Origin of the sequence: Lactococcus garvieae subsp. garvieae (assembly GCF_029024465.1) — a bacterium.
Classification (GTDB): domain Bacteria; phylum Bacillota; class Bacilli; order Lactobacillales; family Streptococcaceae; genus Lactococcus; species Lactococcus garvieae.
Genome location: NZ_CP118950.1, coordinates 11,042 through 24,641, shown reverse-complemented (window position 1 = coordinate 24,641; position 13,600 = coordinate 11,042). Strand labels below are relative to the sequence as shown.

General features: G+C 38.6%; 10 protein-coding genes, 8 tRNA genes and 1 rRNA gene. All 19 read right to left on the bottom strand.

Annotated elements, in window-relative coordinates; translation table 11 throughout:
* Positions 1-155 precede the first annotated feature (155 nt).
* The 19 genes from PYW30_RS00125 to pth all read right to left on the bottom strand — a co-directional run bounded on the left by PYW30_RS00125 (position 156) and on the right by pth (position 13,513).
* Positions 156-228: transfer RNA gene (locus PYW30_RS00125), tRNA-Lys, on the bottom strand.
* Between the two features lie 552 nt (positions 229-780).
* A tRNA-Asn gene (locus tag PYW30_RS00120) sits at positions 781-854 on the bottom strand.
* 2 nt (positions 855-856) lie between these two features.
* Positions 857-972, bottom strand: a 5S ribosomal RNA gene (rrf, locus tag PYW30_RS00115).
* 2 nt (positions 973-974) lie between these two features.
* Positions 975-1,048 (bottom strand) — tRNA-Ile (locus tag PYW30_RS00110).
* A gap of 41 nt (positions 1,049-1,089) precedes the next feature.
* Positions 1,090-1,160: transfer RNA gene (locus PYW30_RS00105), tRNA-Gly, on the bottom strand.
* Between the two features lie 3 nt (positions 1,161-1,163).
* Positions 1,164-1,236, bottom strand: a tRNA-Phe gene (locus tag PYW30_RS00100).
* A 22-nt stretch (positions 1,237-1,258) separates the two neighbouring features.
* Positions 1,259-1,332: transfer RNA gene (locus PYW30_RS00095), tRNA-Met, on the bottom strand.
* Between the two features lie 9 nt (positions 1,333-1,341).
* A tRNA-Ser gene (locus PYW30_RS00090) sits at positions 1,342-1,431 on the bottom strand.
* A gap of 5 nt (positions 1,432-1,436) precedes the next feature.
* Positions 1,437-1,508, bottom strand: a tRNA-Glu gene (locus PYW30_RS00085).
* 225 nt (positions 1,509-1,733) lie between these two features.
* Positions 1,734-3,779 (bottom strand): ATP-dependent zinc metalloprotease FtsH, encoded by a 2,046-nt coding sequence (gene ftsH, locus PYW30_RS00080; RefSeq protein WP_042218155.1) that lies wholly within the window; start codon positions 3,777-3,779, stop codon positions 1,734-1,736.
* A 112-nt stretch (positions 3,780-3,891) separates the two neighbouring features.
* On the bottom strand, positions 3,892-4,431 hold the full coding sequence (gene hpt, locus PYW30_RS00075) for a hypoxanthine phosphoribosyltransferase (RefSeq protein ID WP_003133579.1): 540 nt from the start codon (positions 4,429-4,431) through the stop codon (positions 3,892-3,894).
* Positions 4,424-5,677, bottom strand: coding sequence for a tRNA lysidine(34) synthetase TilS (gene tilS / locus PYW30_RS00070; RefSeq protein ID WP_042218157.1), 1,254 nt, complete (start codon positions 5,675-5,677; stop codon positions 4,424-4,426). Before tilS ends, hpt begins: the two co-directional genes overlap by 8 nt.
* Positions 5,674-6,975, bottom strand: coding sequence for a serine hydrolase (locus PYW30_RS00065; protein WP_042218159.1), 1,302 nt, complete (start codon positions 6,973-6,975; stop codon positions 5,674-5,676). Before PYW30_RS00065 ends, tilS begins: the two co-directional genes overlap by 4 nt.
* A complete protein-coding gene (locus PYW30_RS00060; RefSeq protein WP_042218161.1) occupies positions 6,956-8,392 on the bottom strand; it encodes a 4-hydroxyphenylacetate 3-hydroxylase N-terminal domain-containing protein in 1,437 nt (478 codons plus the stop codon). Before PYW30_RS00060 ends, PYW30_RS00065 begins: the two co-directional genes overlap by 20 nt.
* The gene (locus PYW30_RS00055) at positions 8,389-8,670 is read right to left on the bottom strand and encodes a S1 RNA-binding domain-containing protein (protein WP_003133575.1); all 282 of its coding nucleotides are present in this window, start codon (positions 8,668-8,670) and stop codon (positions 8,389-8,391) included. The genes PYW30_RS00060 and PYW30_RS00055 overlap by 4 nt, the downstream gene beginning before the upstream one ends.
* A complete protein-coding gene (locus PYW30_RS00050; protein ID WP_003133574.1) occupies positions 8,667-9,038 on the bottom strand; it encodes a septum formation initiator family protein in 372 nt (123 codons plus the stop codon). Before PYW30_RS00050 ends, PYW30_RS00055 begins: the two co-directional genes overlap by 4 nt.
* Before the next feature lie 27 nt (positions 9,039-9,065).
* Positions 9,066-9,338 carry an RNA-binding S4 domain-containing protein gene (locus PYW30_RS00045; protein ID WP_003133573.1) on the bottom strand — a complete coding sequence of 91 codons (273 nt, stop codon included), beginning with the start codon at positions 9,336-9,338 and terminating at the stop codon, positions 9,066-9,068.
* Between the two features lie 120 nt (positions 9,339-9,458).
* Positions 9,459-12,944 carry a transcription-repair coupling factor gene (gene mfd / locus PYW30_RS00040; protein WP_042218165.1) on the bottom strand — a complete coding sequence of 1,162 codons (3,486 nt, stop codon included), beginning with the start codon at positions 12,942-12,944 and terminating at the stop codon, positions 9,459-9,461.
* Positions 12,941-13,513, bottom strand: a complete 573-nt coding sequence (gene pth, locus PYW30_RS00035; RefSeq protein ID WP_042218167.1) for an aminoacyl-tRNA hydrolase — start codon at positions 13,511-13,513, stop codon at positions 12,941-12,943. The genes mfd and pth overlap by 4 nt, the downstream gene beginning before the upstream one ends.
* Positions 13,514-13,600 lie beyond the last annotated feature (87 nt).

Genomic DNA, 13,600 nt, shown 5'->3' with positions numbered 1-13,600 from the left:
CTTTGTCAAGAGACTTATCCTATGGCTTCTACACCAAAGACTGTTTATTGCTCAGATAAGTAAGATAACATACCATTAGTAAAATGACTTCCTCATCTTCATTCGATATAATAAAAAACAGCCTCGTCAAAAAGACGAGACTGTTTACTTTATAGTGCCCCCTGCAGGGCTCGAACCTGCGACCCATAGATTAAGAGTCTACTGCTCTACCAACTGAGCTAAGGAGGCTATTCACATGTAATAACTTACTTTATTAGTATAGCACTTTCAGTAAAAAATGCAAGAATTTTTGTATTTATTTCACCCCTTCTTCACAGCTCCATATAAGCTCATTCTGCGTCTTTTATAGACTATAGTAAAATGGATATATGAACCAAGTTAAGAAAGCTTATAAAGACGTTTTATAGCCTTTTAAACCGATAACGACAGATACTAAGAGAAGAACCAGGAGTATAAAAAATATTTATAAATGCACAAAAAAAAACACTGATTGAATGCCGTATGCTTACTCCAGTATTGAACCCGCCAAGAAGCCAGGTGGGTGTTCTCGCTTCAGATCAGCTGCTCTTACTTTATTCAGAGTCTTAACGCTATCGAATGTCTCTTGAACCCCTATGCAATACAAATATAGTCGGTCAAAAATTTGAGTAAACTCGCACATTCCAGTGCTTTTCTATATACATATACTAACATGTTCCGAGGTCTTTTTCAAGTAAAAGAGTTAGCGGTTTCATATTTGCATATAAAATAAAAAAAGACAACCCTTAGATTGTCTTGGGACTGCGGATGTCAGACTCGAACTGACGACATCATGATTAACAGTCATGCGCTACTACCAACTGAGCTAATCCGCAATACTTGGCACCTACCTTATCTCACAGGGGGCAACCCCCAACTACTTCCGGCGTTATAGGACTTAACTTCTGTGTTCGACATGGGAACAGGTGTATCTCCTATGCAATGAATACCAAATATGGGAACACGAGGATTTGAACCTCGGACCCCTGCGTTATCAACACAGTGCTCTAACCAACTGAGCTATGCTCCCTCATATTTGAGAAGTATTTTTTATGCTTTCATAAAAAATAAAGCGGGTGATGAGAATCGAACTCACAACATCAGCTTGGAAGGCTGAGGTTTTACCACTAAACTACACCCGCAAATGGCGCGAGACGGAATCGAACCGCCGACACATGGAGCTTCAATCCATTGCTCTACCAACTGAGCTACCGAGCCAAAAATGTAATTTAATAATTAATTGCGGGAGCAGGATTTGAACCTACGACCTTCGGGTTATGAGCCCGACGAGCTACCTAGCTGCTCCATCCCGCGATAATAAAAAGGAGGATGTGGGATTCGAACCCACGCACGGTTTTACCCGCCTGACGGTTTTCAAGACCGTTCCCTTCAGCCGGACTTGGGTAATCCTCCAAAAATAGTCCGTACGGGATTCGAACCCGTGTTACCGCCGTGAAAAGGCGGTGTCTTAACCCCTTGACCAACGGACCATCTTATTATTGCGCTGCCCTCTCGAACAGTACTTTTCTATTATACACTAATTTAGAAATAAGTCAAGAATAAACTGTGGTTTTTCCTAAATAATTTCTTTTACATTCGTGTTTAGATAGAACTTGTTAAGTGACAACTATATTAGTATACCATATTTTTCTTTTTTGTCAAAGAAAAACTCGAATATTTAGAGCCTAAATATTCGAGTTTAGAAAAAAACAGTCTTATTCGACTGTTTTATCTTCTTTGTTTTCATTAGCTGCTTCTTCTTGAGCTTTATTGGCATCTTCAAGGACTTCCTCGAATGATTTTGCTTCTACAGGCTCATTTTCGTGTTCGATAACATCATCTGGCATTTTACCTGTCTTATAAAGAGACATGATTTGTTTAGCATCCAATGTTTCGTATTTAAGAAGGGCAAGCGCAATAGCTTTATGTTGTTCACGGTGAGCTTGGATAATCTCAACAGCTTTATCGTAAGCTTCTTTCGTAATTGCACGGATTTCTTCATCAATAGCTTGTGCTGTAGCTTCTGAATAAGTTTTTGTTTGTCCGTAATCACGTCCAATAAATACAGCTTGACTGCCTTCGTAACTGATTGTACCCAGTCTTTCTGACATACCGTATTGTGTCACCATACCACGAGCGATACGTGTAGCTTGTTCAAAGTCATTTGAAGCGCCTGTCGTAATAGCATTAAAGATAATTTGCTCAGCTGCACGACCACCCATAAGACCTGCAAGGTTTTCTTGCATATCTTCTTTTGAAAGGAGGAATTGATCTTCCTTAGGAAGAGCGATCATATATCCACCGGCGCGGCCACGTGGAACGATAGTAACTTTATGGACAGTATTAGCATTTGAAAGAACCAAACCAACGATTGTATGCCCTGCTTCATGGTAAGCCACCATTTCACGTTCACGTTCAGAGATTTTCTTATCTTTCTTAGCTGGTCCTGCAATAACACGGTCTTGTGCTTCATCAATATCTGAGGCATCGATAACTTTTTTATCACGACGTGCGGCCACGAGAGCAGCTTCATTGAGGACATTTTCAAGATCGGCTCCAACAAAACCAGGGGTTTGTTGTGCCACAACTTTAAGGTCAACACTTGAATCAAGTGGTTTGTTTTTTGCATGCACACGAAGTACAGCTTCACGTCCTTTAACATCAGGAGCGCCAACAAGTACTTTACGGTCAAAACGACCTGGACGTAATAAGGCTGGGTCGAGAACGTCTGAACGGTTTGTCGCTGCGATAACAATAACAGAGTTATCATTGTCTTGGAAACCATCCATCTCAACCAAGAGTTGGTTAAGTGTTTGTTCACGTTCATCATTACCACCGCCAAGACCAGCGCCACGTTGACGACCTACAGCATCAATTTCATCAATAAAGATGATTGATGGTGCTGTCTTCTTCGCGTTTTCAAAAAGGTCACGGACACGGCTGGCACCGACACCGACAAACATTTCGACAAAGTCGGAACCAGAAATAGAATAGAAAGGTACGCCTGCTTCACCGGCAACAGCTTTTGCAAGCAAAGTTTTACCTGTACCTGGAGGGCCTTCTAAAAGAACACCAGCAGGGATACGTGCACCAAGATCATGGTACTTTTTAGGATTTTTGAGGAAATCAACAACTTCGACAAGTTCTTGTTTTTCTTCTTCTGAACCTGCAACGTCTGCAAAGCGAACTTTTGAAGTTTTAGCGTCTTGTTGCTTAGCTCGTGATTTACCAAAGCTCATTGGATTGCCGGCACCACCGCCACCACGTGAGCCCATTCCGCCCATCATCAGCCAGAAGAAGCCGACCATGAGAAGCATTGGTAAGATGTATGAAAGGATTTGAATCCACATGCCGCTTGTTGAAGCTGGAACGACACTCACTTGGATACCTTTTTCCTCTGCTGCTGTTTGGACACCTTTAATCACGCTGTCTGTAGGGATAATAAGCGATTGGAAATTCGTTACTTTAGAATTGTTGCCTGGTAAAAATGGAAGGTTATTATTACCTTCTACAGGTTTAGGATCCTTGTATTCGCCAGAAACTGTAAACAGACTATCACTAGGCTGCATTTTCAGTGATTTAATATTACCATCTTTAATGTCACTCATCAATGTAGAGTAGCTGATCTTATCAACGTTAGATTGATTGCCACTAAAGAAAGCATTAATACCGAAAACAATGACGATTACAAGCAAGACCCAACCTAGAGTGCTTTTAATAAAGCCTCCGTTTTTATTGTTGTTAGGATTTGGATTGTTCATATTTTCTTCTTTGCCTTTTATTTTTTTATCTCTTAGTTATAGCATACTTACGTATCTTTTGCTATTAGTAAGCCCTATCATGAGCATTTTTCATACTTTGGTATGAGTTTTTTTATTTGTTATAAACTTCTTCTTTTAATACACCGACATAAGGGAGGTTACGGTAGTGGTTATCGAAATCAAGACCGAAACCGACAACGAATTCATTTGGAATTGTGAAACCAGTGTAATCTGCATCAATTTCTACAACGCGTCCTTCTGGTTTATCCAAAAGTGTGACGATTTTAACTGTCGCCCCACGGTGTTCAAGAAGCTCTTTCAGATATTTCAACGTACGGCCAGTATCGATGATATCTTCAACAATAATAATTTCTCGTCCAGTTACAGGAGTAGCCACATCAAGAAGCAACTTTACTTCACCTGAAGACTCTGTTCCGCCATGATAGCTTGAAACGGTCATGAAATCCATTTCCAGTTGGATATCCATGCGTTTAACTAATTCCGCAAGGAAGGGAACTGAGCCACGCAAAATACCTAGAAGCAATGGATTTTTGTCTTTATATTCATCAGCAAGAATTTTTCCAAGTTCAATCGTTTTACTCTGGATTTCTTCTTCTGAAATGAGTACTTTTTTTATGTCTTTTTCAAGCATTATCAATATCCTCTCTTATAGTGGGTTTAACCCACAGCGTCCTTTTCATTTTATCATTTTTAAGGGCTTTACTCAAATCTGAAACAGTCAAATCAGTGACAGCATAGATATCTTTTTCAACTAAAATTAAAAGATTTTCGCGTTTTTCTAATGGAACATGTTGTTCAATAAAAAATTTCCGCAATTTTTTATGATGCCCATTCATTAAAATATAATCCCCTGGTTGACGCTGCCTTATTTCAATATCACCTTCCATCGGAATATCAATACGCATGAAACTTGGGTCTTTGGGATCCTCCTCCCTTATGTCGATTTCTTTTTTAGGGGAAGGTTGGTTCGGAACAATCATGAAATGCTGGGCATTTTTCACAAAAAAATAGGCGCTTGACAATTCCGAACGGTATTGCTGCGGTCGCTCAATAATCCATAAAAGTTCTGAAAATTTTGCTTTAGAAACTTGCAGGTCAGGAAATTTTTCTAAGTATTCTTGAAGAATAAAATGTTGCAAAGCCTTCGATTGTCGAAGGAAGATTTTGAGATTGATTTCGTTCTTGATAATGTCTAACTCTGCTATCTTATCTTTGATGACTGAAAAAGCCAAGCTTATTTCTTGCGACATATCTATAATCGCCTCAGAAAACTGTGGGTTTTCCTGTGTAAGAGCTGGTATATATTGATTACGTATACGATTGCGCAAGTAGTCTGTTCCTGCATTGGTGACATCCTCAAAATATTCCTCCGCATCAAAATCTGCTTTATTAAAAGTAAGCAAAGGACGAATTAATTCACCGGAACCAAAAACTTGACGCTCAGGGATTCCAGTCAAATGGCGTAAACGGCGTCCTGTGATTTCACGCATGAGGACTGTTTCAACTTGATCTCCTTTGTGGTGCGCTGTGACCAAAGCGGTACACTTTTTATCTTCCATAACTTGGCGAAAAAACTCATAACGCATCATTCTGCCCGCTTCTTCGCTGAATTTCTCACCAGAATCGTAATGAGCAACTTCCAACTCCACCTGGAGTTCCGCCATTTTTTTCTTCAGTTGTTCTTCTTCCCAGTCTGCAACCTCGCGTAAACCATAGTTTACATGTGCTGTAAACAACTCAATTTCAAGCTCTTTTCGGTAAGCATAAAGCCAGTTGAAAAGAGTCATTGAATCTTTCCCACCTGATAAGGCAACTAAAACGCGTCTGTGCTCTTTAAAAAATCCTTTTTGCTGAACCAGTTTTAGAAATCTATTCATTTGAGCACCTCATAAACATCCTTGGAAATTTGTGAAATGAGCTTGTCACTGCCACCTTTTGTTTCCACCACCAAGATATAAGGCTCATTTGCAAAGACAATAGCTGCATCATGATTATAAGCATCGGCGGCACCAATTTTATGAGCAACACGAACATTTTTAGGTAAGCCTGCTTGTATTTTTATATCGTCAAATTGGGTATCAAATAAAGCATTGAAAGAGTAGCCTCCTTCATTATAAAGAGCTTCAAGAACTCTTCCAGTCATTTCAGCTGAGGCTTCTCGCTCAACCGGGTCCCAGGCTTCCCCGGCGATTTTTGTAACCCCACTTCGAAAAGCCGGAGAAAATTGTCCCGTTTCATAGTAGGCTAAAAGATTGCTTCCCACATTATCCGAATTTTTTGCTGTCCGATCGATAACTTCTGATAAGGCGTAGCTTTTATTGTCAGCTATAACTGGTAATGTACCTGTTCCACCAGCTTCAAATGAACCTTTAAAGGTATTAATTGCAGTATTATATAGCAATTTATCGCTTAAGGTTGCTTGACCTTCATTTAATCGCTTTTGCGTCCAATACAAAATCGGAAGTTTCGATAAACTGGCTGCATACATCTTTTGCTTTTGGTTTACACCTATTGTAAACGAGTTATCCAGTTGTTTAACATAAATAGAGTACTTTGACTCGTCATATTTTTGCTTCAACATCTCTTGAGCTTGAAGCATCTTAGGGTCTTCAAACCTCAAGTTCTCCTTGCTAATCCATCCTGTTTGCCCCCCATTAAAGTTAACCTCATAATAAGTACCCCAATGCGTGGTGGCAACTTGATTGGTAAGCAGTTTTTGACCTTCTGGAAGCTTTGTGTAAACTTCCTTGTCATAAGTCGTAAACGGACTATAATAAACTTCAGCTGTTTTTGCTGTATAAACGCTTATCTTTTGCTCCTCTTTGCTCAGTAAAACATCTGAACCTATCGTTTTGGGATCTGCTTTGACAAAAGTATGATTGGACAATTCAAACATATTTTCTTTTAAATTTATAATTTCAAGCTGTTTTTGCTTCGGAATTTCCCCAACTTTTTGTGTCATAGCTGCATCTTTATAGGCTACGACTTGAGTAAGCGTCACAGCACGAGAAGGTATGTCTGTATAATAATTTTCCTTGCTTTGTGTTAAGCTTTTTACTGTAGCATCAAGGTTCACATTTTGACTCTTTTGTGGCAAGATAAAAAAGGCTGGCATGAGCATTATAATCATCACCAACCAAACCGCTATATTCATTTCATTTTTCAGCTTTTGCATTTTCTAAAACCTTATCAATCATGTCGTATGCTTTACTTAAGTCTGCAGTCTTCCAGTGCATATTTTTGATCCACATGGGATTGCCACCGTGCAGAAATTCATAAGTTCTTTGACGTTGCCCAAATGATTCGCCAGTAATATCCCAGGCTAAATTAAGCAAAAGGGCACGCTCCTCTGCCTGAATCAATGGGCTACTCATACTTGCTTTCAAAAGGTCAGCAATGTCGGAATTTTCAAATTCACGAAAATCTGGCACGCCAACGATTGAGCCACTCGCAAATTCAGCAATGGCCCGAAGGGCTTCATCATAATACTTTGTTAAACTGGCCCGAACGGCAAGTAAAACTTGCATATTTGGTCTTAAAACTTCATTTTCTATATACGCAGTATATTCGCTCGCCAGAATACTGGATTTGATCATTTCCAAATTTACTGTTAAAGTTCCTAAAATCTCTTGCACGCGCAAAAACTCAGTCAAGCCTAATTTTTCTGCTAAGCGTACAGCTAAGCCGGTTACAAATTCTAACTTCACATAGCCGCGAACTTCATCTTGATGTGCCGTATGCACAAAAAATCCTGAACCTTCAAAGAAGGCATTCGACAAAGCAACATCACCACAAACAAAAAGACGTTCGTTTGGGATAAAGACATCATCAAAAATGATAAATGCATCCATCTCGTCAAAAGCTCCCGAAAGGGGATAGTCTTTGAGGGAAAATCCCTCTCGCATTGTGGATTTACGACAGACAATTTTCACACCTTCAGTAGCTAAAGGAACAGAAAAAGCCAGGGCAAACTTTTTATCTTCAGATGAGAGCCCCGGTAAGTTAAAGACCATTAATTCATCAGCTAAAGGCGCCAAAGTATTGACCTGTTTTGCACCACGAACAAGAACCCCATCTGGACGCTCTTCTTTGATCCAAACTGCTGCAAATTCTTGCCCTTCTTCAAGCAAGGTATTCAAATTTTTCGAACGATCTACTTGAGGATTCTGAATTGCATGGGAAACAAATAAGTCTTTATTCTTAACATCTTCTCCCCATTTTTTAGCATTGAGTGCATAATTCGTACGTTGATCTGCTCCAAGAATATAGGCATAATAATCAAGGACAGCAATGCCAGTATCAATAAAATCAGGCGTACGTCCTAACATGCCAAAGCTCTCACGCGCCACATCCTCATAAATCTTACGTTTTTTGGCCAAATCTTCAATGCTTTTGGGTGGAAGAAACATTGCAGGACGTTGAACACCCTTATCCTCATACATATGATCTGCTTTTTCGTTTTGCAACTCGTAATAGCGTTGAATGTATTTTAAAGTCCGTGCAAAAACTGGCTCTGCTGTAAAATCTTCGATGCGTTTTCCTTGATAGTATACAGCACGTCCGTCATTCAAGTTTCCATCTTTTGTCGTCATAATCTTCTAAGGTTCCCGTTTTTTGTGTTTAAATCTCTCAGTCGATCTCCAGTTTCTTCCAAAAAACTCCCAAAAGTTTCTTTAAAATCTTTTTCGATAAAAGAAAGTTCTACCTTTCCATCTTCCCGTTCCTTCAAAACTTCCACATTAATAAGATCGCCTGTTTTAAATTTCACCTGTCTTTTAGGTATATTTGACCATCGTAAAAGACCTGTTTTTGAATCAGAAAAAAGGACAAAAAGTCCAAATTTACTGATTGATTTTATTTTTCCAATCACGGCTCTATCCCACCATTGACAAGTTCTGGAATGCTAAAAACTTTCTCATTTGCTTGGGAATCATCTAATTTAGCACGCGCATATTTTGCTAAGAAGGTTGGATCTTTGAGTTTACTGATATCTGAACTTTTAAGAGCCAAATCGTGGTCCAATGCTGCATTTTTCTGTGCAGCTTGAGCCTCCATTGCAATTTGTTTTTGCAAATTTTGATAAGACTGAACCACACTGATTGTTGCTAAACTAAATAGCAACATGGCTCCAATCAAAATAATACCTAGATGTTTCCGTCGAGGTAGAGGATGAGATGTTCTTTCTATTTGTTTAGCATTCGTATAGTCATTTTTCAAATGAATAATTTGTTTGTCCATTTTTCCTCCGAAAAATTTATAGCTGAATTATTGTTCAGTATCTGCAGTGATCCGTGTTTCACTCAAAATTTTATACATTTTTTCTGCATCTTCTTTACGCGTGAATTCTTTAAGTTCTAGAACACTTACTTCTACAATCTTGTTCCCAAAGCGAATTTCAATAACATCATCAAATTTGACATCACTTGAAGATTTCGCTATTTTCCCATTGATCTTAATTCGTCCCTTATCTGCAACTTCTTTAGCTACAGGGCGACGTTTTATCAGACGAGAAACCTTTAAAAATTTATCTAATCTCATAGTGGTTATTATAACACACTTCAAGCCTTTTGAAAAATCACTTGAAATTATTTTGAGAGTCGTTAAAGGCCTTTAAATAAAGAGTTCTTCTAAAAAAAGAATAATGTTTCATATGAAACATTATTCTTTTTCGTGTTTATCTCTTAATTCTGAAAGTTTTTCAGTAAAATTCATGATTTCACGTAGGAGGACAACATCTTTTCGATTTTCAATTTTAAAACGAAAAGTCATTTTTCCTAGCTTTTCACCAACACTTGCTTTTAAGGTGGTTTCAGACAAGGCTTCAAAATACTCTTGGGGATCATACATGGTATTGGCTGACTTCGCCATTGTAAGTACGACTTCAAATTTATTTTTTTCGATTTTTTCAACGAGAGCATTATCCGCAAATGTTTTCAATAAACCAATTTCTAACAAGTAAGCAACCTCGTCTGGATATTCTCCAAAACGGTCCATCATCTCATCTTGTAATTCTTCATAGTTTTTTCGAGTATCCACTTGGCGAATGCGTTTATAAATCTCAATTTTTTGTCTTTCATCACCAATATAATAACTTGGAATAAAAGCATCTAAACCAAGCATAATTTCCGCATTGGTCTTCGTCTTAACTTTCTCGCCACCCATGCGTTTATGGACTGCTTCTTCAAGCAATTGCGAGTAAAGTTCAAAACCAACCGAATCAATGAAGCCAGATTGCTCTGCTCCCAGTAAATTTCCTGCGCCTCGAATTGAAAGGTCGCGCATTGCAATCTTAAAACCTGACCCAAGTTCCGTAAAGCCCTTGATTGCTTCTAAGCGTTTTTCTGAAACTTCAGATAATATTTTTTCTGGTTTATACATAAAGTAAGCATAAGCGACTCGATTGCTTCGCCCCACACGTCCCCTTAATTGATACAGCTGCGATAATCCCATCATATCTGCATTTTCAATAAAGAGCGTGTTGGCATTTGGAATATCAACCCCTGTTTCAATAATCGTTGTTGCCACTAAGACATCATATTCATTATTTATAAAATCCATCAAGGTATTTTCTAATTGAATTTCTGTCATCTGTCCATGAATATAACCAATCCTTGCCTCAGGTATCAGTTCTTCCAGCTGTGAAACTTTTTGCTCAATACTGTCTACTCGGTTATGAATGTAGTACACCTGCCCACCACGAGAAATCTCTCGGAGAACAGCATCACGTACCACACCATAATTTGTTTCCATTACATATGTTTGGACAGGGTAACGGTTTGTTGGTGGCGTTTCAATAACCGATAAATCACGAATACCTAACATTGACATATGCAAGGTTCTTGGTATAGGTGTTGCGGTGAGTGTCAAAACATCCACCTGTGTCTTTAATTCTTTCAAGCGTTCCTTGTGTTTGACACCAAAACGCTGTTCCTCGTCAATAATCATTAAGCCCAAGTCAAGAAATTCAACATCCTTGGATAGAAGACGATGGGTACCAATGATTAAGTCCACACGCCCTTTCTTTAACTTATCCAAAATCTCTATTTGTTGCGCCTTAGTTTGGAAACGGCTCAAAACAGCAATGTTTACACCAAAGTTTACAAAGCGCTCCATAAAATTATTATAGTGTTGTTCCGCTAAAACTGTAGTTGGTACTAAAACGGCCACCTGTTTATTGTCATTGATTGCTTTAAAGGCTGCACGCATTGCGACCTCTGTTTTACCAAAGCCAACATCCCCCACGAGTAATCGATCCATCGGGCGTTCAAGTTCCATATCCTTTTTAATTTCACTGATTGAGCGCAGCTGGTCTGCAGTTTCTGGGTAAGCAAAACCATTGTCAAATTCTTCCTGGTTAACATCGTCCAAAGAAAAAGCATGGCCTTTTAAAGCTTGTCTTGCCGAATAGAGCTTAATCAGGTCCTCAGAAATATCTTCAACTTGTTTACTGACAGACGATATCGTTTTACGCCAACGGCCATCATTAAGCTTATTTATCTTGGGAGTTTTCCCCTCGGCTGCAGAGTATTTACTTAATAGATCCAGATGATCAACTGGAACCGATATCGTATCACCATTTTGATATTGAATCGTCAAGTAATCACGGTGCATTCCTGATACTTCGATGGTTTGAATACCTAAGTATTTCCCAATCCCGTGATTTTTATGTACAACGTAATCGCCAACTTCGAGTTCATTATAATCTTTCAGGCGTTCCGCATTTGTGATATTTAAGCGCCGTGTTTTTTTCTTTCGTGCTTTACCAAAAATTTCTGACTCAGTAATAACCACAAGTTTCTCATCAATAAAATTAAAACCGTTGTTAAGATTTAAATTCAAAAGGTTTATTTTTCCTTTTTGAATTACATCAGAAGATACCATTTGAAGCTCTAAATCTAGTTTTTGGAGCTCCGAACGTAGTTTCTCAGAAGATACAGCCAAAATAACTGTAAACCCTTGTTTTACAAATCTGTCAACTTCGGTGTAAAAGAGTTCCATTTGCCCAAAGAACTGTTGCATCGAATGTTGATTAAAATTATATAAAGCATCAAACTTTATATTACCTAAGCCTTTTTGAAAATTCGAGAAAAAACTTGCCGGTTTGTGAGAACGTAACTTAGAAATAACATCTAAAAGATAACTTTGCCCCTCAAAAGAGCGCCCCATATTTTTTTCCGAAACAATAAATTCTGCAAGTTCTTGTTCTGTTTTATTATTGGCTTCGTTAATTTTCTGAAAATCATCAATGAAAATTTGAATATTTTTCGGAAAATAATTCAAAAGAGAAGCCGGTTTTTCGTAAAAATATTCTGCAAACTTACGCAAATCTTTGTGATAATAATGATTTTCCGCGGCTGCAATCACTTCTTCAAAATAAGATCGCGCTGCAGGATCGGTTACATTTTGTAGCTGAGCACTTAATTTTTTTACCCCTTGATCAAATTCCCAAGGCATTAAAATAAAATCGCTCGCCGGATATATTTCTACTTGATCCATATTTTCGAGTGAGCGTTGTGTTTCACTATCGAAACTACGAATCGTATCTACTTCGTCGCCAAAAAATTCCAACCTTAAGGGTTGAACTGCGTCCAGTGGATAAATATCCACGATATCGCCACGTTGTGAAAACTCTCCGGGTACCATCACGCGCTGTGTTTTCTCATAACCAGCACTAGCCAAAATTCCGAGAAGATTTTCCATCTCAAATTCATCGCCTTGAGTCAGGAGAAGATAGTTTTCTTGAAAATTATCAGGGTGGGGTAAGAGCGAACGTAAAGCCATAAAAGGAACAACCAAAAAACCTGTTTGCTGTGCATCAAGCAGGAAATTCAGAGCTTCAAGACGATATGCTGTTCGATCTTTACTTGCTATGGCAAATTCAGCATAAACATTGTCATCTGAGAAAAATTGGTAAACCTTCTCGTCCTCAACAAGATGAGACAGTTCATCATAAAGTTCATTGGCGTGATATTGATTATCAGTGACAATCACGTACTTATCCGGATTGTTCTCAAAAGCATTAGCCATAACCATCGCCTGCGCCGTTCCAGAAAGACCGGTTAAAAGCGTACGCTCCGCTTTTGCGAAACTTCTCTGCCACGATTGTAAATCGTGGTTTTGATCAAAAAATTCGTTTATTTTCATTGTCCGTTAAATTTATTCATTGCTTGAGAAAAATCATTTGATTCAATATAGAATTTAACTGCATCTACAGCCTTATTTATGCCGTCCTGTGCAATTCCTACATTTTCTTTATCAAATTTAGATAAGACATGTGCAACTACTGTTTTTCCATGTTCTGGACGTCCAATCCCAATTTTTACTCGGTTGAACTGCTCTGTTCCTAGATGAGTAAGGATTGATTTAATGCCGCGTTGACCACCTGAAGAACCTTTTTGGCGCAGTCTCACGCGTCCAACAGCCGAGTCCAGATCATCCACAATGACCGTCAAATCTGCTGGATCCAGATTATAGTAAGTCAATAAAGGTTGAATGGCCCGTCCTGATTCATTCATGAAGGTTTGCGGTTTTACTAGAAAAATTTTTTCACCATTAACGAAAGTAGAAGCAACTTCGGCCATAAAGGTTTTTTCCAAACTAAAGTTTACTCCATAGTCTTTTGCAAGTAAATCAACAGCCATAAAGCCCATATTATGTTTGGTTTTCTCATACTTGTCGCCAGGATTTCCTAGCCCTACAATCATTTTTGTCATTTTTTCTCCTCTTTCCAAAAAATAGCAAAAGGCTGATTCATACAAATCAGCTCTTTTTAGTTATTGTAAAACTTTTTGGCTTATAGA